This window comes from Siminovitchia sp. FSL W7-1587 (genome assembly GCF_037963795.1).
GTDB lineage: Bacteria > Bacillota > Bacilli > Bacillales > Bacillaceae_C > Siminovitchia > Siminovitchia thermophila.
Genome location: NZ_CP150169.1, coordinates 4,086,043 through 4,105,668 on the forward strand (window position 1 = coordinate 4,086,043; position 19,626 = coordinate 4,105,668).

The 19,626-nt window shown below is 40.4% G+C and carries 17 protein-coding genes; 13 read left to right on the plus strand and 4 right to left on the minus strand.

Annotated features, from left to right (window positions below; all coding sequences use genetic code 11):
• Positions 1-39 precede the first annotated feature (39 nt).
• From NST31_RS19145 to NST31_RS19200, 12 genes are all read left to right on the plus strand, one after another.
• Entirely contained in the window at positions 40-1,131 is a 1,092-nt protein-coding gene (locus NST31_RS19145) for a DUF4430 domain-containing protein (protein WP_077114223.1), read from the plus strand.
• Positions 1,132-1,293: 162 nt separating this feature from the next.
• Positions 1,294-3,414: a DUF4430 domain-containing protein gene (locus tag NST31_RS19150; RefSeq protein ID WP_205179835.1), complete on the plus strand. Its 2,121-nt coding sequence runs from the start codon at positions 1,294-1,296 to the stop codon at positions 3,412-3,414.
• 29 nt (positions 3,415-3,443) lie between these two features.
• Positions 3,444-5,366: a hypothetical protein gene (locus tag NST31_RS19155; RefSeq protein WP_339162680.1), complete on the plus strand. Its 1,923-nt coding sequence runs from the start codon at positions 3,444-3,446 to the stop codon at positions 5,364-5,366.
• A gap of 15 nt (positions 5,367-5,381) precedes the next feature.
• On the plus strand, positions 5,382-5,954 hold the full coding sequence (locus tag NST31_RS19160; RefSeq protein ID WP_205179833.1) for a DUF4430 domain-containing protein: 573 nt from the start codon (positions 5,382-5,384) through the stop codon (positions 5,952-5,954).
• Positions 5,951-6,865 (plus strand): energy-coupling factor transporter transmembrane component T, encoded by a 915-nt coding sequence (locus NST31_RS19165; RefSeq protein ID WP_339162681.1) that lies wholly within the window; start codon positions 5,951-5,953, stop codon positions 6,863-6,865. Before NST31_RS19160 ends, NST31_RS19165 begins: the two co-directional genes overlap by 4 nt.
• Positions 6,805-8,499 carry an energy-coupling factor transporter ATPase gene (locus NST31_RS19170; protein WP_339162683.1) on the plus strand — a complete coding sequence of 565 codons (1,695 nt, stop codon included), beginning with the start codon at positions 6,805-6,807 and terminating at the stop codon, positions 8,497-8,499. The genes NST31_RS19165 and NST31_RS19170 overlap by 61 nt, the downstream gene beginning before the upstream one ends.
• On the plus strand, positions 8,492-9,175 hold the full coding sequence (locus NST31_RS19175) for an ECF transporter S component (protein WP_339162685.1): 684 nt from the start codon (positions 8,492-8,494) through the stop codon (positions 9,173-9,175). Before NST31_RS19170 ends, NST31_RS19175 begins: the two co-directional genes overlap by 8 nt.
• A 36-nt stretch (positions 9,176-9,211) precedes the next feature.
• Positions 9,212-10,159 carry a MoxR family ATPase gene (locus tag NST31_RS19180; RefSeq protein ID WP_339162686.1) on the plus strand — a complete coding sequence of 316 codons (948 nt, stop codon included), beginning with the start codon at positions 9,212-9,214 and terminating at the stop codon, positions 10,157-10,159.
• 106 nt (positions 10,160-10,265) lie between these two features.
• Positions 10,266-11,435: a DUF58 domain-containing protein gene (locus NST31_RS19185; RefSeq protein ID WP_339162688.1), complete on the plus strand. Its 1,170-nt coding sequence runs from the start codon at positions 10,266-10,268 to the stop codon at positions 11,433-11,435.
• 13 nt (positions 11,436-11,448) lie between these two features.
• Positions 11,449-13,878: a transglutaminase-like domain-containing protein gene (locus NST31_RS19190; RefSeq protein WP_339162690.1), complete on the plus strand. Its 2,430-nt coding sequence runs from the start codon at positions 11,449-11,451 to the stop codon at positions 13,876-13,878.
• A 493-nt stretch (positions 13,879-14,371) separates the two neighbouring features.
• Entirely contained in the window at positions 14,372-14,659 is a 288-nt protein-coding gene (locus tag NST31_RS19195) for a hypothetical protein (RefSeq protein ID WP_205179821.1), read from the plus strand.
• Positions 14,622-14,993, plus strand: coding sequence for a multidrug efflux SMR transporter (locus tag NST31_RS19200; protein ID WP_205179819.1), 372 nt, complete (start codon positions 14,622-14,624; stop codon positions 14,991-14,993). The genes NST31_RS19195 and NST31_RS19200 overlap by 38 nt, the downstream gene beginning before the upstream one ends.
• Positions 14,994-15,113: 120 nt before the next feature.
• On the opposite strand, the gene fabZ is transcribed toward NST31_RS19200, so the two are convergent.
• The 3 genes from fabZ to NST31_RS19215 all read right to left on the minus strand — a co-directional run bounded on the left by fabZ (position 15,114) and on the right by NST31_RS19215 (position 17,185).
• Positions 15,114-15,545 (minus strand): 3-hydroxyacyl-ACP dehydratase FabZ, encoded by a 432-nt coding sequence (gene fabZ, locus NST31_RS19205; RefSeq protein WP_205179817.1) that lies wholly within the window; start codon positions 15,543-15,545, stop codon positions 15,114-15,116.
• A complete protein-coding gene (locus NST31_RS19210; RefSeq protein WP_328799806.1) occupies positions 15,511-16,527 on the minus strand; it encodes a ketoacyl-ACP synthase III in 1,017 nt (338 codons plus the stop codon). Before NST31_RS19210 ends, fabZ begins: the two co-directional genes overlap by 35 nt.
• A 70-nt stretch (positions 16,528-16,597) precedes the next feature.
• Positions 16,598-17,185 carry a lysophospholipid acyltransferase family protein gene (locus NST31_RS19215; protein ID WP_339162691.1) on the minus strand — a complete coding sequence of 196 codons (588 nt, stop codon included), beginning with the start codon at positions 17,183-17,185 and terminating at the stop codon, positions 16,598-16,600.
• A gap of 139 nt (positions 17,186-17,324) precedes the next feature.
• On the opposite strand from NST31_RS19215, the gene NST31_RS19220 reads away from it, so the two are divergent.
• Entirely contained in the window at positions 17,325-17,801 is a 477-nt protein-coding gene (locus NST31_RS19220; RefSeq protein ID WP_339162693.1) for a DUF523 domain-containing protein, read from the plus strand.
• A 254-nt stretch (positions 17,802-18,055) separates the two neighbouring features.
• On the opposite strand, the gene NST31_RS19225 is transcribed toward NST31_RS19220, so the two are convergent.
• On the minus strand, positions 18,056-19,279 hold the full coding sequence (locus NST31_RS19225; protein WP_339162694.1) for an MFS transporter: 1,224 nt from the start codon (positions 19,277-19,279) through the stop codon (positions 18,056-18,058).
• Positions 19,280-19,626 lie beyond the last annotated feature (347 nt).

Below are 19,626 nucleotides of genomic sequence, written 5' to 3' on the forward strand. Positions count from 1 at the left end.
TTGTAGTACGTTCATTAATAAAAGAAATGAGGCGAAGGTGTGAATACACTAAAGAAACGTTGTTCTTTATTATTCATTTTGTTCATCCTTTTAATGCCTTTTATGACATCAGCGGCAAGTGCCAACTCGGTAGTTGACGGCATTAACACAATAGAATCAACTGAAGTGACGATTACAACGGGTTTGGAAGATCGTGTAACGACGAAAGCGGATAAACTTACGTTTGATCTATGGGCAAAAGACAGTGACGGTAATAAGATCGAAGCTTCACATGTAAAAGTAACGAATAACGGTAACCCGGTAGCGGTTAATTGGGATGATTCGGAAAAGACGAGCTATACATTACAGCTCGAGGTCGGGGAAAACAAAGTTGAAATTGTTGTTGATTATAATGGGAAAACGTATTCCGCACAATATACGTTAATTCGTGAAGAAGCGGAAGATGGCGATGTAATTGGCAGTTTCACGTTCAGTTTAGAGGCGTTCACCATCGGTCTCGGTTATGTCATTGAACCTGTACAAGTGGATATTACGAAAGGAAGACGGGCATCACACGAATTAGACGCTTTAATAAAAAAGTACGGGTACGATTACGACCATACAGGAACACTTGAGAATAGTTTCTATCTTTCCTATTTGTTGGATGGAACTAACAATATTTATAAGTCACCTCCTGCCATTCCCCAGGTTTTGAAAGAGGCGTTGAATGGTCACTATGACGAGGAAAACTATCATGATGGGGCATTGGGAGAATTTAATTTTAATAGTTTATCGGGTTGGATGTATTCAGTAAATAACATCTTTCCCAATGTCGGCTTCGCTGATTATTATCTGAGTGACGGCGATGTGATGCGTGTGCAATATACAATCGCTTTGGGTAGGGATATTGGAGGCGGTTGGGATTACAACTTTTTTGAGTTGGTCAATAAAGATGCACTAACGAAAAAGATAGCGGAAATTAATAGCAGTAGTGAGAAAGAAGAATATTTATCTGTAAAAGAATTGAAAGAGGCCTATGATCATGCGTTAAATGTTCTTCAAACAGTCGATGCCACTCAAGCAAATATAGATGAGGCTCTTCGTCAAATAGAATTGGCGGAAGAAGAACTGACTGCTCCGAAAGCCGCCTAACAAGCAGCAACATATCGTTGTAAAAGCTTATATTTTCCGGCTTTTACAACGATTCATTTCAAGCCGTTCCTTTTCTTGTAGTGACCGAAGGAGGACAATACTCTTGACTGCTTCGATGAGTACAGGAATGAAACAATGGTAGTAAAAGGCAGGCGTATTTTTATGGGAAAAATAATGAATAAACTGAAAAGGGCTTTTCCAAAGCGACAAACAATGTTTAAAGTGTTGACCGCATTTCTCATTGTGAGTTTTTTCATGACGTATGTCGGTTACGCTCTAAGTCATCAAAAGACCGTGCTTCCTGATAATCCTCTTAAAGATACGTCAGACAACAGTTCGCGTGTTCCTTTAGTAAGCGACCATAAACATTTAGTCCATGCGGAAGAGACAAGGGACAGTCAAAGTGAACGAGAGAATAAAGAAAATATAGACCGCAAAGAAAACGAGGAAGAAAAAAACGATCAGCAAGAGTTCCAACACGCTAAAAAAGAAAAGCAGAGTAAAGAGGGACAAGCAAATCAACAACATGGCCATAACAGTGACGGATACACAAAAGGTGAGAATGCTGAAGGCCAGGGAACTGGTGAAGATACTGGACATTCGGGTGAAGGCGATCAAGTGGACAACGATTCCCCGCATATTGAAATCAAAGATCCTGATCATGTAACCGATGGAAATGGCTTAAAAGACAACGACTATTTTACAACGACCATTGTGAATGGCGAAGTTGTAACAGATGAAGAATATTCGTTTCGCATTAAGCAAAAAGAACATGACTACATCGTGAAACAGACAGAGGTCTTTGTGAATGAGCAATTAGAAGAAAAGTTCAAAGGCTCGGTTACTTTGGCCGAAGGTCAAAATACAATCACCGTGAAAGTAACGTATGAAGATAAAGACGGCAAGATCTTTTCTGTCTCTAAAACATATACCGTTATTTTAAAAGTAAAAGAAATCATCATTTATTCTGATCTGGAAGATAAAGCTGAAGTCAATAAACAAGAACTATCATTTAAAGCGAGAGCTGAAGTCGATGGTGAAGAGATACCGCTAACGGTCCTTGTAAATGATGGCCCATTGAAAGAAGCAAGCACGCATCAATACGAAGCGGTTTTACATGCCGGGGAGAATCACATTGTTATTTCCGCAGAACATGAAGGAAAAAAAGCGGAAAAAGCATATAGCGTTATATATCAGCAACCAGAAACGGAATCAGAATTAACCATAGACACTAATTTAGAGGATCAAGAGGTCACTCACGCCGCATTTTCCTTTTTTGCGGTTGCTAAAGATGGAGACGAAAAAGCGGATTTATCTGTGACACTCAATGATGAATCGATTGAGGATGATGGAAAAGGAAACTATTCCGTAACGCTGTCAGAAGGCACAAACTTCTTCACACTAACAGCCAAAAGTGGTGAAAAAACACTTACCCAAGACTATACCGTTACTTACGCAATACCTCAAAGCGGTGAAGCAGAAGAGGAAGATGGCGATGAAGCGGAAAATATTCTGAAGATCATCGTACCGGATCTTGAAGACGGGCAAACGTTAAGAAACCCGAGACAAACCTTCCATGTCAAGGTGGTCGATGATAATGGCAAGCAGCTGCAAAGTAATCATATAGCGATTACCGTTACAAACAATGGGAAAAGGGTTCCTTATAATCATAGTAATGGGACACTAGTTAGTTATTCTCTCAATGTGCAAAATGGACCTAACCATATTGAAATAACAGCCATAGACCAAAAAAGCGGGAGTATCGGGACATACGAACTGACGGTATATGGGGAAATTGCCAACGAAGACGAAAAGATTGGGTCGATAACGTTTAGTCTTGAAGCGTCTACGATCGGACTGGGCTATATCATTCCGCCACAAGAAGTTGATCTTTATCCAAACGAACCCGGATCTAGGACGATTGACCGGGTGTTTAAAGAATATGGCATTGAGTATGACTATACCGGAAAACATGAAAACTCATTCTACTTAGAAGCCATTTATAAACCGGGTTTAGTGACGAATCCGGTCATTCCTGCAGACTTAGCTGAGCTCGTTGAACGAGATTTTGAATTAAATGATTACTATTCAGACTTCTTAGGTGAGTTTGATTTTTCGAGTGGGGCGGGGTGGATGTATAGTGTGAACGGCCATTACCCGAACGTCGGTTTTGCCGATTATTATTTTAAAGATGGTCAAGTCGTTCGAATTCGCTTTACGCTGGCATTGGGCGCTGATATTGGCGGAGGAAGTCCGGGAACGAATTATCATAAGGAATGGTAAAGTAGGATTTCGATAGTGAGGATGTAAGCATGCAGAATAATTATGTATCACGAATTGTGACAGTGTTCATCATATCGGTCGTTACTGTCGTCACGATGGCCGCTTCGGCAGATGCGGAAACTCCGCCCGTGGAACCGGAAGCTCTATTAGAAGATATAGAGAGGGTTATCAATTGGAAAAAGGGCAGTATCGGCTTGAGCGCGGGAGATCCATTACTGAACAATCCATTTTTGGAAAATGCCGGGGATACCACGGGAGACTGGTATCCGATCGGCATTGGCAGAATTGGCTATCCTGACGATTATGAAGCCTATTTGGCGGTCATTGGCGATACGGTTACACAACGTTATCAACAAAAAAATAAGTTGAGTGATTCAAAAGCGACGGAATGGCATCGGATCTCATTAGCGATTTTAGCGATGGGCGGCGACCCGACACAAATCGGAAAAGATGAGAAGGGACAGCCGATCAACCTCATTGCAGATGGTACGTATGATCGCGGCAAGACGAAATCACTCGGCAAGCAAGGGATAAACGGCTGGATTTGGGGATTGATCACGCTTGACAGTATGCGTTATAAAGTGCCAAAGGATGCGTCTGCTGATCGAAATGATATGATACAAGCAATTTTACGCATGCAATTGCCTGATGGCGGCTTTTCCTTACATGGCCCCCAAACCGATCCGGATATGACGGCAATGGCTTTGCAAGCATTGGCGCCTTACTATAATAGCGAACAAGTGTATACGTATGAACAAAAGGCGGCAGAAGAAAAAGTAACAAAAACAGTGCGTCAAGCGGTTGATGAAGCGATTGAGACGTTGTCCACATTGCAATTGGATGATGGGGGCTATGCGAGCCAGGAAGCGGAAAATGTAGAAAGCATTGCTCAAGTGATCGTCGCCTTAACAGCGCTCGGGATAGACCCACTACAAGATGAAAGATTTATAAAAAATGGCAATACGTTACTTGATGGATTGAAGAAATATCAATTGAATGATGGCGGGTTTATTCATTCAGAGACATATGATCCCGAAAACCCGTCGTCTTTGCCGAATGAATCGAATCCGATGGCAAGTGAACAAGCGTTATATGCTCTTGTCGCACTATATCGCTACTATGGCGACTATCGAACACTTTATGATTTTCGCAGTGAAATGGATGCCCCTTTAAAAAAACAAATACATTCGGTTCAACATTCGATTGAGAATTTGCCAGAGCCCGTGTCAAATAAAGATCGTGAAAAAGTGAAGGAGATTTTTTCGTCCTATTTGAAGATTCCGATCGCTGAACGTTCTTACGTATTTAATTACGCCAAACTGGCGGATGCGATGAATTCTTTACAGATAGAAAATACGTCAGAACGGATTGCTGAAAACATCGGCGAAACAAAAAGTGGAAATGGTACAATTACGCCTTTATTTAATCAAAACGCAGAAGTCTTTTCACCTGCTATTTTTACAAAAGAAGAAGAGGATCAGGCCAAAAAATTACCGCAAAAGGTGACTACAGAACATTACGTAGAGGTCGTTAAACTGCTTGAGAAATTAGAAGCGGCAGAAAATCGCAACGAATATGAGCATCTTTTAGATGATTTACATGACAAGAAAGCGGCCATAGAAAAAATCAAGGCCGAAATCGAAGCCTTAAACAAGGATATTTTGGATAAGTTGTATCCTTTTCATCAGCTTTCGATCAAAGATAAGGATCATGTCGAGGATATTGTTGCCCGTTATGAACAATTGAGTACCTATGACAAACAGAAAATATTAAGTTATGAAGATGTTGAAAAGTCAAAAACACAAATCGATAATCTCATTCGCGCGCGCATGATCTCTATCGCCATTGGTATCATCCTTGTTGTAGCGACAATGGTATTCATATGGAGACGAAGAAAAAGGAAGCTGGAAAAGTTAAAACAGAAAATGCTTGTCACCGACGAGAATATGTAGCGAGGGGGAGTGACGTTGCGAAAAGATCTGTTACTGCTCGCTTTTATCGCTCTCCTCGTGGCAGTCTTAATCTCCGGGACAAAGATTCAATCTGTCGATGAGTATTACTTAACGCATATTGATGACATAAGAGAAGACTCAGAAACGGTTACGATCAGTATCCGGGCTGATACGATTTTACAGAACTGGGATAAATTATCTCCTGAACTAAGATCTGAAAAATATGTTCCGAAAGACGGTGTCATTTTAAAAGAAACAGAATATGTGCTGCGGCCAGGGGATACAGTTTTTGATATTTTGCACCGGACAGTTCGCCATAATCGCATCCATATGGAGTTTCAAGGTGCGGATGAAAATGCGTTTGGAAGTGTTTATATCAAAGGGATTCATCATCTCTATGAATTTTCCTGCGGTCCTTTAAGTGGTTGGATGTACGCGGTAAATGGGACATTTCCCGATTATGGTGTGAGTAAATATGTGTTGGAAGATGGAGATGTGATCGAGTTTCACTATACGTGTGATCTGGGGAGAGATGTAGGCCATGAATTTAAACGAAACATGAACGAAAACGAGGTGAAAGTAAAATGAAGAGCTTTTCCTCGTTTCATCCAGCCGTTTTATTTTTTTATTACGTGTTCGTTCTATTTATTACGATGTTTACGTTAAATCCCGTCGTTTTAGCTTGTTCTCTGATCGGGAGTTTGCTTTTTTTCGCGATGATGACACCATTGAAAACCTTTTGTAAGGATATCGGCTTTTATTTGCTCGTGTTTTTATTAATTGCGATAACCAATCCACTATTTAGCCATAATGGTGAAACGATTCTCTTTTTTATGAATAATAATCCTGTGACTTTTGAAGCGATCATCTATGGCGTGGCGATTGCAACAATGCTAGTGGCCATTATTTTTTGGAGCAAATCGTATAGTGAGCTTGTGACGGCCGATAAATTTCTTTATTTGTTTGGAAAAGCGGTTCCGAAATTGGCTTTAGTTGTTTCTATGGCTTTACGATTTATTCCGCTATTTAAATGGCAAATAAAAAAAGTGCACCAGGCGCAAAAAACACTGGGCTTATATACGAGTGAAAGTGTAACAGATAAAATGTTGAGCGGTATGCGCGTTTTCAATAGTATGTTGACTTGGTCTTTGGAAAATGCGATCCACCAGGCAGATGCGATGAAGGCAAGGGGGTATGGGCTGAAAGGACGGACGAATTTTTCGTTGTTTAAAGTGGAGGCAAGGGATCGCTGGATGTTTGGCATTCTGGTATTACTGCTCATTTTGATCGTGATCGGCTTTCACAAAGGAGATTTTGCGTTTCATTATTATCCGTTCATATCTCCATTCGCCATCACTTCAGCAAACCTGATCCATTATATCAGTATTTTTTTACTCATGTTTTTTCCTTGTATTATGGAAGCGAAGGAGAATATCCAGTGGAGATTATTAAGGTCGAAAATGTCGGTTTCACCTATCCGCAGCAAAAGGAAAGTGTGATTCAAAATATACATTTTAATGTTCGACAAGGAGAATTTATTGTTCTGTTTGGTGAATCCGGCTCAGGCAAAACGACACTATTACGATTGCTAAAAAGGGAGCTGTCTCCTCATGGAAAACGGCAAGGGGATATTTATTACAAAGGGGTCAACATTGACGAATTGGACGAACGAACGGCGGCAAGTGATATCGGCTTTGTGATGCAAAATCCGGAACACCAAATCGTAACCGATAAAGTATGGCACGAATTGGCGTTTGGTTTGGAAAACATCGGTGTTCCTACATCTATCATTCGCCGCCGAGTCGGAGAAATGGCGAATTTTTTCGGCATTCACGGCTGGTTTCGAAAAAAAACAACGGAATTATCGGGTGGGCAAAAGCAGTTGTTAAACTTGGCTTCGATTATGGTGATGCAACCGCAAGTGCTTATTTTGGATGAGCCGACATCTCAGTTAGATCCCATTGCGGCATCAGAATTTATTGGCACATTACAAAAAATAAATCGAGATTTAGGTGTAACCATTTTGTTGGCAGAGCATCGCTTGGAAGAAGTCTTGCCGATCGCCGATCAAGTCATTGTATTGGAAAAAGGCAATCTCATCCTCAATGAACGCCCTGAATCGGTCGGGCAGCAATTAAAGAAAATCGACGCAACTCATAACATGTTGCAAGCTTTACCGAGCGCTGTCCGCATTTTTTATGGGGTAGGTGGGGAAGGGAAAAGTCCTTTGACGGTTCGTGAAGGCAGAGCTTTTTTACAGCATTTTCACAACGATATTGTCCGAGTGGATTGTGAAAACAGGGATCATGATAGCGAAGAAGAAACTGTCTTGCAGCTGAAAAATATTTGGTTTCGCTATGAAAGACATTTACCGGATGTATTAGCCGGAGTCTCTCTTGAAGTAAAAAAAGGAGAGATTGTTAGCATTCTTGGAGGAAACGGCTCGGGCAAAACAACGTTACTAAGCGTCATAGCCGGTCAAAATAGAGCATATCGCGGGGATGTTTTCATTCAGGGGAAAAATATAAAAAAATATAAAGGAAAGGAGCTGTATAAGCATCTTTTAGCGTTATTGCCCCAAGACCCGCAGACGGTGTTTTTGAAAGCGACTGTGAGCGAAGATTATCAGGAAATCGGCAAAGTAATGGACTATACAAAAGAATTGGTTGAAAAATATACAAACGAAGTTGCCGAAATGCTCTCGATTACGCATGTATTAGACAAGCATCCTTATGACTTAAGCGGCGGGGAGCAACAAAAAGTAGCACTCGGAAAAATACTTTTATTAAAACCGAAGATTATTTTATTAGATGAGCCGACAAAAGGAATTGATGCCTTTTCCAAGCTTGTTTTACGCGATATTTTACTGGATTTAAAACAGCAGGGAGTGACGATGATTGTTGTCACACACGATGTTGAATTCGCCGCGTTAATTTCCGATCGCTGCGGTTTGTTTTTTGATCAGGAAATCGTGTCGATCGACAAGCCGGGACCCTTTTTTTCCAATAATCATTTTTATACGACGGCGGCGAATCGGATATCGCGGCATCGTTATGAGAATGCGATCACTTGTGAAGATGTGATTGAAATATGCCGGTTAAATGGTGTGAGAAAAGAGTATGCACATGTATAAAAAACAAACAACCTATTTGATGATCTTATTTCTCATTCCTCTTTTGATCGCGTTAGGTGTTATTCCTTTTCGTGATCGGAGTTATATGGTTATTTCTATTTTCATTGCCGTTTTATCATTTGTCCCGATTTTTTTTACCTTTGAGCGCGGGAAAACGAATACGAGAAAAATGGTCATGTTAGCTGTCATGATTGCGATGTCGGTAGTGGGACGGTTTATTTTCGCGGCCCTTCCGGGGTTTAAGCCTGTTACTGCGATTGTTGTGATTACGGCGATGTTTTTTGGCGCGGAGGCGGGTTTTTTAGTCGGGGCTTTATCTGCTCTTCTTTCCAATTTTTACTTCGGACAAGGACCGTGGACACCTTTTCAGATGTTTTCATGGGGAATGATTGGTTTTATCGCAGGATTGCCATATATAAGTGAGCAGTTGAAAAGTCGGCGATTGCTTCTTATTTTATATGGGATCTTTGCGGGTATTGTCTTTTCTTTACTGATGGATATATGGACTGTGATGGCGTTGGATGGTACGTTTCATTTTTCTCGCTACGTGGCAACCGTGGCGCTTTCATTGCCTTTTATGGCGGTTTATGCGGTGTCCAATGTGATCTTTTTATTGTTGACGATTAAGCCAATCGGTGAAAAATTAGAAAGAATAAGAGTGAAATATGGCATGTAACCGTATTTGACTTAAAAAACGAGGGAGAATTTAGTGATGAACCATAAATCTCAAGAAGTGATCGATGAAATAAAGAAAGTGATGAAAGGGAAGGATGACGTTATCAAAAAAGCCTTTATGGCCATTTTAGCACAAGGCCATATTTTGCTTGAAGATATTCCAGGGGTAGGAAAAACAACACTTGCCCTCGCTTTTAGCAAGGTGATGGGGTTAGATTTTAATCGCATTCAATTTACACTCGATGTGGTTGCTTCAGATGTCACCGGCTTTACGATGTATGAGAAAGAGCAGGGGACATTTATTTTTCGACATGGGGCTGTTATGTGCAATTTGCTTTTGGCGGATGAAATAAACCGGACATCCAGTCGTACGCAGGCGGCCTTGTTGGAAGTAATGGAAGAAAAAAAAGTAACTGTTGATGGAAAGACATATCCTTTACCAGTACCTTTTCATGTCATTGCAACTCAAAATCCAGTCGGCTCGTATGGAACACAATTACTGCCTCAATCTCAATTGGATCGTTTCATGATAAAAATGAGCATCGGCTATCCAGATTTTCAAAGTCAGGTAGAAATTTTAAAAGATCGCCAGATTGAACAGCCGCTTGATCTCGTACGCGAAGTGATTTCCAGGGAAGAGCTCATTGAGATGCAGCAAGAAGTGAGCCGGATTCATGTATCAGACGCCATTTTAGAATATATTACGCACTTAACAGAGGCGACAAGAGAGCACCCGTTGATTGTCCAAGGGATAAGCCCGCGGGGAGCGTTGGCCATAAGTAAAATTGCGAAGGCAAATGCTTTTGTCACAGGTAGGGATTATGTAATTCCTGAAGATGTGATTGATCTGTTTATTGATACTTGTAATCATCGAATTATTTTAGACCAAAAGTCGAAAATCACCTATGAACGTTCACATCATGTATTAGAAGAAATTTTAGCAGAAATAAAAACGCCGGATATTCAAGGGATGGCCATGAATTAATATATGAATCCGGTCATGCGGCGAGGCACGCTCAATGGAAAGAACGGCAATAAGCGCATGAATGAACATGAACAGCCGCGGAGCATGTTGGTCGAGGGGGAAAAGGATGCTGCAATCAAGAATACAAATGGTTCTCTTGCTTTTATTTGTTCTTTTATTCTATGTATTTTCTGATTCTTATTTTGCACTATTTTTACTCGTTGCTTCAATTGTGATCGTACTTTTCTTAGGAATGAGCATCCTGATGATAAAAAATAGATTGGTAATCTCCATTGAAACAGTTGGAACTGTTCATAAACATGAAGAAGGTGCTATCTACTTGCGAGCAAAAAATCATTCCTTTTTGCCCATTGCAAAAGTAAAATGCACTTTATCGGTTCGCAATCTTTTGACCGGTGAAAAACGGAAACAGCATGTATTTTTCGCGATCAATGCGAAGGCGCGGGAACGGATCGATTTAGAAATGGTTAGTGCTTATAGCGGTTGCATAGAACTGAGGATCGAACAAGTCACTTGTTACGATTTTATGGGTGTGTTTTCAACAAGAAGCGAGCCGAAGTCGATGGCCCGGCTGTTTGTTTTGCCAAACACTTTTTTGGCGGCGATCGATCTAAGTGAAGCGAATGTAGAACATCGAGATGGCGTCATGTCGGCCGCTGTAAAAAAAGGGAGCGATTCCAGTGAAATATTCGGCATAAAGGAGTATGTTCCCGGTGACAATGTGAAACAAATTCATTGGAAATTAACCAGTAAGTTCGATGATGTGATTGTAAAGGAACTAAGCGAAACGGTCGATCATTCGTTTCTCATTTTACTGGAAACTTCGATTTCTCCGGGGCGTAAAAGAGAAGCGCCCGCAGTAACAGATGCGATGATGGAAGCTTTTGTTTCGATTTCAAACTCATTGTTGCAATATGAACATGTGATTTCAATCGGTTGGTTTGATCATGAATCGAATCACTTATGTATAGAGGAAGTCTATTCTGTTGATCATTTCATTGGTTTATACAGCAGATTCCTACAGATACAAATGTTGGAAAGTGAACAATCTGTCATGAGGCATTATTTGAATATGGGAGAAGAGATATGTTCTCATATCGTCTATATCACTTCGGAACAGGCTGGTGGATTCGCCGAAGATTGGCCGAGTGAATTAGAAATAACGGTATTAAAGTGCGTAGAATCTTTACCGGATGATAGAGAACGGCTGACAGCGGAAGGAACGATCTTTACGCCAAACAATGTAGAAGAGGAATTACGCCAGCTTAGTATATAAGGGGTATGTAGCAATGAATGATCATTTGCAAGCGGTGGGCAGCCACATTCACATTTTGAACAGAAAAGCGGAAAGCGGCCAGGGAGCAACTCACTGGCGGTTTATGGGGAATGTGTTGATTTCGGGCTTATTATATACAGCACTTGTATTAAATATATTATCAATGTTTCGTCTGGAAGATGTGTCCTTTTTAGCCGTCATTCCCGGCTTCTTCCTGATTGCCTTTTTGAATAACGTTTTTGGGCGATCTACATTACGCTTCGCATTGCTTGCGTCTTTCCTGTTTCTGCTGATCATATTTTTGGTCATACAACATAAGCTGATGATCGCCGGCTTGTTGTTAATCAATAACCAAATAGCGGAAACGATAGGAATTCATACCGGATTTATGATAAAGCAGTATGCGATTTCGATTGACGCGGATCAATATCGGCTGGCCGCCAGTTCTTTTTGGAATTGTGTTTCGGTCATGCTCGCATTCGGATGTCATGTCATCGTTCGATATCGTAAAGCTCTTTTGATGTGGATCGTTATTTTGCCCCTCTTTGTTTTTCAAATATATACGGGAATGACGCCCAGTATTTATCATCATGTTCTTTTGTTTTTTAGCGCATTATTCGTTGTCAACGACTCGTTTATACATCGAACAGACCGGGGGCCCTTATTCGGAAATCGTAAAAATGGCGTCGTTCTTTCCGTTTCATTGATTGTGCTTGTGTTATGTAGCAGTACTTTTCTTATATTGAATATGATTGAACCGATTTCGGGTTATTCAAAAAATGAAACAATTGCTGATTTACAATATGCATTAACGAATAAAGTGGCTGAATTTCGTTATGAAAAAGAGAAAACGAACACTTTTACTCAAGGAGACTTCAGAAACCTTGGCGAGCTTAAACTGTTGGATGTTCCTGCTCTTGAAGTCATTATGGATCAGCCGACATCGCTTTATTTAAGAGGCTATGTGGGTTCTGTTTATACTAAGGAACGCTGGACGGACTTGGATCAGCGTGTTTATTATGATTCACATGGATTATTTTATTGGCTGAACAAATCGCATTTTCATGCGCTTAATCAGTTAAATACTGTGTCCGATATGACAACTGTCGCTTCAAAAAAAAATCAAAATATCCAAATTACTATTCATAATGTAAATGCCAATAGCAAATATCTTTATGTGCCCTATGAACTGGCAACGAGAAAAGATCAGTTTGACAAAGTAAAAACGTTCGCTGATAGTAAGGTGATGTCTACCGCGTTTTTCGGTGAACGCTTTTATAAGTATCAATCTAAAGTTAATTTAGTAACAAAATATCCTGCGTTGGCAAGTCAATTGTATGAGGCAAAAAATCATGTGGCAGTGGATGAGTATTTAAAGAATGAAAGCCATTATAATGCGTTTGTTTATGAAAACTATACATCCATTCCGCGCGAAACAAGATTGTTGCTTCAGAACCATCTCGGGATGATCAAAGAGGAACAAGAGACTCGGCGATCATATGAGCAAGCGATTGAAGAAGTAAGAAGTTATTTAAGAAAGAATTTGACATACAACATGAATGTGGAGCCCGTTCAGAAAGACAAAGATTTTCTCATGCATTTTTTAGAAGATACAAAGGAAGGATATGCCACGCATTTTGCGACAGCGGCGACGGTCATGTTCCGCTACTTAGGTATTCCTTCACGATATGTGGAAGGTTACTTGATTACACCAAAGGACGTCAAAGGAACTTCACCATTTGAAAAAATGACGATAAATGGCACGAATGCCCATGCTTGGACAGAAATTTATATTGATGAAATTGGCTGGATTCCGATCGAGGTCACTCCGCCTTACTATCATATGATGGAGAAAACAGATCTATCCAATTATCCAACGGGAGCTGCGGCACCCGATCATCATCAGTCAGTGGCTCCATCTTCCAGTAACGCACCTTCCGGAAAACAAGAAGTGATAGATCGAGAACACAAAAAGACGAAAAAACAAAAACCGAAAGAAAAAATGTCTTTATTGGAAAAATGGACAATCGCCATCATCATTGTGATAGGGCTGCTCCTTGCAGGTTATATGTTATATTTAATGAAAAAAAGAAGAGACGTCCGAAAAAGAAAGGAAAGTTTTGAAGGGACAAATTATAAGGAACTCATTCCCAACCTATTTGCATATATCATGCTCTTGTTACATTATGACGGGATTCCCAAAAAGGGGGGCTCAACGTTTTCTTATGTGGAGGCCTTGGAAAAGAAGTATTCGAAAGAATATATACAACAGTTTGAACAAGTAGTGAAAATCAATCAAAAATCTATTTATAGTCATCATGAAATCACGGAAGAACAATATATCCAGGTGAAACATTTTATGAATCAAACCTTGTCTGATCTGGTGAAATCGAAAAATATGTTGCAGCGTGTAAAGATGAAATTCTATGACTTTATTTATTAATGAAAAAAACATTTATGGGGGATAGGCAAGGGTGTTCAATGCTTTGGATGCTATGCATGCGGAAGAACAGATGTCGGCCCCGCCATGGTTGAGCGGCCGATTTTGAAGGCTCGGTGTATAGGCTTCCTTGCAGAATTGGATGAAACCGGGATTTTCAATAGCGATATGATCGAAAAGAGATGAATGGAGACAGTACGAACTAACACCTTTTTGAGGAAAACGTGGGAAAATACGGCTTAGCCATCAAATAAGATGGCTGTTTTTTTTTGAATTTTATTCGCGCGTTCCATTGACGAATGTGGTATCTGAATAGTATAATCCAAACGCCAATAACCGTATTGGAGAACGTTTATGTTTGATCCCCGTTTTTAAAATCGTAGGTTAAAAGGTTGAACTGGCAATGGAATGATGTCGTGCGGAACAAGGGAACAGCAAAAGAACGATTATCGAAGCAACATGTGTTTTAGGCAATTGTAGGAGTGAAAGTTTTACAATGAAAGCAATGGCGGACTGCTTGATTGTTCCCAAAGCAGAGTTCAGAGCAAATGAACGGTTGGCTTCAGAGAGAATAAACAAAATGAACCACTTTGAATGGCTTACGACCCAACAGCTTCTGAAGCTTGGGATGGAAAGTGGAGAATTACGCTCACTGCCATTATTTTTATGCCCAGTCAATGAACTCACTAGAAGAAAATGTAGCAATGATGGTGGATGTGCCATCATTAACGACAAGGAGGAAGAATATGTCTTGGTTTTATTTGGCAGTCGCAATCTTATTTGAAATAGCAGGAACCGTCTCGATGAAGTTGTCCGAAGGGTTTACCAAAGTGACTCCTTCCATCTCCATGATTGTCTTTTACATACTTGCTTTTGCCAGTCTTACTTTTTCCTTGAAAACCATTCCGGTAAGTGTTGCCTACGCGATTTGGTCAGGGGTGGGCACGGCAGCTATTGCCATTATCGGATATCTTGTTTTCAAGGAGACATTAACGGTGACAAAGGGTTTTGCTATTTTATTCATTATCGTCGGGGTCGTCTTGCTCAATGTCAATTCGGAATCAAGCGATTCAAGCAAGACTCAAATGAATGCGGAAAAATATAAAATGGAAGTGTAAGGTGAAAGTCATTCAAACAGTGTCGCAGGTAATGGTAATGACACGCGAAATAGGAGAAAATGATCAGGGAAGCTTTACATTCTTTCAGGAAAGGGGAGGGGCGACTCCCCAGGCTGATTTTTACGGTTGATCACTAAATGCAATAATGAGTTCCAATTGGCAAACTAATTCCCCATCAACGGCAGCAATTCCTTTTCTCTTGCCAATAGAACCTTTTACTCGCATAATTTCAACTTCGAGCCGGAGCTGATCTCCTGGTTTTACCTGCTTTTTAAAACGGCATTTATCTATTCCTGCCAATAACCCAATGTTTCCCTTGTTTTCATCTTTAGATAGCATGACAATTGCACTTACTTGAGCCAATGCTTCTACAACTAATACACCCGGCATGACTGGATGATCAGGGAAATGACCATTAAAAAAGTGTTCATTTATGCTTACATTTTTGATTCCAATTGCTCTTTTTCCTTCTTCCAGCTCTATAACCTTATCAACCAATAGAAATGGATGGCGATGTCTAATTATATCCTTCACTTTTTGGGTGTCCAACATGATCAGCACCCCACTTCATAATCAGTCCTGCATGTGTAAGACCTCCGCCAAATCCATAAACTAACAGGGTATCCCCGGTTTTCAATTTGCCCTCATTGATCCCAATTTGTAATGCCAATGGGATAGAAACCGAAGATGTATTTCCCATATATTCAACGCTTGTCAATGTTTGATCCAAGGATAAGCCCGATCTTTCACATATAGATTCGACCATTCTCAAGTTGGCACTGTGGGGAACAAACCAGTCGATGTCATCCATTTGCATCCCTGCTTGTTTCAGCAACTCGTTTATACCCGATGGAAGTGTACGTGAAGCCCACTTATATATTTCTCTTCCATTTTGGACAATTTTCCCAATTTTACTGAGGCCATTTCCATGCATTTGCTTGGATAAGTTTGTTCGATATAAATGTATCCCGCCTGCTCCATGGGTCCCCATATGGCTTGCGATGAAACTTGGCAGTTCCTCATCTTTTTCCACTAAAACTGCTGCTGCGCCGTCTCCAAATAAGACGCATGTCGTCCTGTCTGTATAGTCCGTGATCTTGGATAAGGTTTCTGAAGCGACGAATAAGACTTTACGATGAAGGCCGGATGTAATGAGCCCATTGGCCACATGCAATCCGTACGTAAATCCGGCGCAAGCCGCATTCAGATCCATTGCGCCTGCTTGCTGAATGCGAAAATGCTCTTGAATTTGGCTAGCTACACTTGGAAATGTAAAGTCAGGTGTTGTGGTTGATACGAGGATACAATCCACATCAGAAAGATCTTTGTTGTATTGTTGAATTAAATGTTCTATCGCTTTGAATGCCAATGTGGATGTAAATTCGTTTTCATTGGCAATCCTTCTTTCCTTCATGCCTGTTCTTTGTACAATCCACTCATCGCTCGTATCTACCATTTGTTCTAAATCATCATTTGTCAGTATTTTTTCTGGCACATAAGTTCCTAATGCGGTTATTCTTGCTTTGGATGGGATGTTATTCATATAATCGCTCCTTTAGATCAGTAGATATTATGACCTGGTAACATTCTCAACCATATAAAACTCAATTTTGTTTGCTTATTTGGCTTTGCAAAAAATGTGTTTTTTCGGATAGAAGATTAGTAAAAGCATTCAACTCATCTTTACTATTTGTATTGACATGGAAGGGTTCTCCAAAAATGACTGTAGCTTTTCGCGCTTTTACGAGTTCTTTTAAAGTAGCAGGCCCTTCGTATGCTGCGGGAACGACTGGAACCTTCGCCAAATTGGCGATCGTAACGGCTCCTCGCTTTAAGGAAACATCTTCTACCGTCCTTGTTCCCCCGGGGAATATTCCGACAACTTCTCCGGATTTTAATTGTTTCACAGGTATCTTGATGCTGCTGGGTGAAGGGGTTTCGCGGTTGACCGGAAAGGCATTGATCGCAAAAAGAAAACGGGCAATCAACTTGTTTTGGAACAGTTCTTGTTTTGCCATAAAGTGGATCGGGCGTGGCGTGCAAATGGCTAGAACGACAACATCCAGCCATCCTTTATGAGTACAAGTTAAAACATAGCCCCCTTCACGAGGGAGTGTTTGTTTATTTTGAACTTCCACTTTACCAAGAGTTCGAATTATGATCGTTGCCAAGATTAAAACGAATGAATACATAAAATCACCCTTATTTATCACCAAGTTTTAGTACCTGGTTCTAATTATATAGAAAGTGTAAAAAATATTCAATGAGAAATCATAAGTATCTTACATATAGTAAAATAGGTAGAGAATCAAGAAAAAAGGGGGCAGTTGAATGATCTTGGTCAGTTCATGTCTGGCAGGACTTGAAGTTAGATATAATGGAACACATTGTTTAAATAAACAAATCCATAGATTGGTGGCGGAAAAGAAGGCGGCCATGATCTGCCCTGAATTATGCGGTGGGTTGCCGATTCCAAGAGAACCAGCGGAAATTTTAGCCGGTAATGGTTTTGATGTCTTGGATGGCAAGGCAAAAGTCCTGACAAAATCAGGCGCGGATGTAACGGATTTTTATATAAAAGGGGCTTACGCCACTTTGGAAAAAGCGAAGGAAATCAATGCGTCCATTGTTATTCTGAAAGAAAACAGCCCTTCTTGCGGAAGTTCCATGATCTATGACGGCGAGTTCAAAGGTAATCAAGTTGTTGGGGACGGAGTTACTTCCGCATTATTAAAAAGAAACGGATTTCGGGTCATTTCTGAGGAGCAACTGGATGAGGAATTGATTGATTCATTGATGAACATGTAACTAAATAAAGTGGGATAAACGGTAAGACCATAGGCGATAACAAAAAAAGGGCGTGAAGTGGTAGACTTATGTTCGCAAGAGGATGCAGCGGGAGATGGTTACTATTTATTATTTCGGGGAGCGATCAAGATATGAAGGGAATATCCAAAACAATTCCTTTGGTTTGTGATCAATGTTGAGACCGACCTTCAAATAAAAAAAACGCTTATTTTCATCTTAAAAATGGATAAGCGTTTTTCATTTTCGTCTAAAGATTAAGCTGTTTTTCCCTTTACTTGCTTTATTCCCGTTTGTAGCAACAAATAGGCGATAACAAATGTAAGAGCGGCAGTGTAAAATAATGCTGGATGTCCGAATAAGTCCATTGTTAAACCGAGTGTCGCGGGTGCAATGACAGATGCTGACATAGAGAACAAGTAATACATTCCAGTAAAAAAGCCAATTTTTGTCAGTCCTCCCAGATCGGCAACGAGCGGATAGGCCTGCACGTTAATGAACGCCCAAGCGATTCCGCCAATAAATAGGACTATTTTCAGAACGAACATGGAACTGAGCCAAGGCATGATTAAAAATACAATAGGTAAGAAAACCAACCCGAGTAACATCGTCTTTCCTTTGCCAAGCCGTGTTCCAATGATACCCGCAGGAATTGCAAACACGACAAATGATAAACTAAAAAAACCAAGTGTCAACCCCGCATCTCCGGGACTTGCTTGTAAATGTTCAGTGGCGTACACAGTAAATTGCGCTTCTAGCCCACTGTAGCCTATAAAGTATAAAAAGATTGCTAGTAAAATAAATAAATGCCCTCGAAAATCTGTATGGAATAATTTGGAAGTACTTTCCTTTAATGCTTGTAACGCCTTCACCTCTTCGTTTTCTTCTTGATGGACAGCAGCATACTTTGGATTTCGTTCAACAACAAAAAATAAGAGAACGGCAGCTAGAAATAATAATATACCACCTATGGAAAATGGATAATAAATTGATTGATCATAAAGTGGGGCTAAAATGAAAAGAGCGATTAAAGCGCCGATCCCGCCCATGAAATTGATATAACCGTTTGCTTTTGAACGATCGTCCTTTGGAGTGTGATCGGGCATTAACGCAATGACTGGCGCACGGAAAATAGTCATCGCCAATAAAAAGATGATATCAACAATAAGCAAGATGAGAAGAGTCGTTTGACTGGAAAAAGGAAGAATAATAAAAAATAAGGCTGCTAATGGCATTCCAACGAGTAAAAATGGTAATCGTCCGCCAAGTGGCGTTTTCAGTCGGTCCGACCAAGCCCCAATGATGGGAATCAACAAGACGGCCAGTAAATTGTCTAGTCCCATAATGGAACCACGGATTGCTCGACTTTCAATAAAGTCTCCCAAGATGATCGGCATATATGCGTTATATACTGTCCAAACGAGTGTTAAAGCAAAAAATCCGCTTCCAATACTTGTATATATAAAAGTAGGTTTCCTCATATTCACACTCCTCAATAAAAATTACTTATTCTTGACGAGAATCTATTCGCACTCGAGAAATAAATCAAACGAAAGGCCATACAAAATGATTGATTTAGGCTTTTTGAAAAATTACTAACGATTTGTATTCCCCCTTTACTTTTAGGGCTGGTGCGCCTCTTTGCAGTGAAAGAAGAGCGCTAGTTCTATGTTATGCTAAAACCAACTCGATTTATATGAATATTTCATAATTTTTATAATGCCGTTTCATATTAAGCTTCAACATTTGCATGACGAGCTTGCTATTTGTGACGATTCAACGATGTTTTCTGGATTTCTTCCATGAGGATATTAATAATAGCTGTTAC

Bases quoted from the DNA above. Each gene is read 5' to 3' on its own strand.
- NST31_RS19195 (WP_205179821.1), top strand. From the start codon at position 14,372: ATGAAAGCAATGGCGGACTGCTTGATTGTTCCCAAAGCAGAGTTCAGA.
- NST31_RS19220 (WP_339162693.1), top strand. From the start codon at position 17,325: ATGATCTTGGTCAGTTCATGTCTGGCAGGACTTGAAGTTAGATATAAT.
- NST31_RS19225 (WP_339162694.1), bottom strand. From the start codon at position 19,279: ATGAGGAAACCTACTTTTATATATACAAGTATTGGAAGCGGATTTTTT.
- NST31_RS19185 (WP_339162688.1), top strand. From the start codon at position 10,266: ATGCTGCAATCAAGAATACAAATGGTTCTCTTGCTTTTATTTGTTCTT.
- NST31_RS19150 (WP_205179835.1), top strand. From the start codon at position 1,294: ATGGGAAAAATAATGAATAAACTGAAAAGGGCTTTTCCAAAGCGACAA.
- NST31_RS19215 (WP_339162691.1), bottom strand. From the start codon at position 17,185: ATGTATTCATTCGTTTTAATCTTGGCAACGATCATAATTCGAACTCTT.
- NST31_RS19180 (WP_339162686.1), top strand. From the start codon at position 9,212: ATGAACCATAAATCTCAAGAAGTGATCGATGAAATAAAGAAAGTGATG.
- NST31_RS19200 (WP_205179819.1), top strand. From the start codon at position 14,622: ATGTCTTGGTTTTATTTGGCAGTCGCAATCTTATTTGAAATAGCAGGA.
- NST31_RS19155 (WP_339162680.1), top strand. From the start codon at position 3,444: ATGCAGAATAATTATGTATCACGAATTGTGACAGTGTTCATCATATCG.
- NST31_RS19175 (WP_339162685.1), top strand. From the start codon at position 8,492: ATGTATAAAAAACAAACAACCTATTTGATGATCTTATTTCTCATTCCT.
- fabZ (WP_205179817.1), bottom strand. From the start codon at position 15,545: ATGTTGGACACCCAAAAAGTGAAGGATATAATTAGACATCGCCATCCA.
- NST31_RS19165 (WP_339162681.1), top strand. From the start codon at position 5,951: ATGAAGAGCTTTTCCTCGTTTCATCCAGCCGTTTTATTTTTTTATTAC.
- NST31_RS19190 (WP_339162690.1), top strand. From the start codon at position 11,449: ATGAATGATCATTTGCAAGCGGTGGGCAGCCACATTCACATTTTGAAC.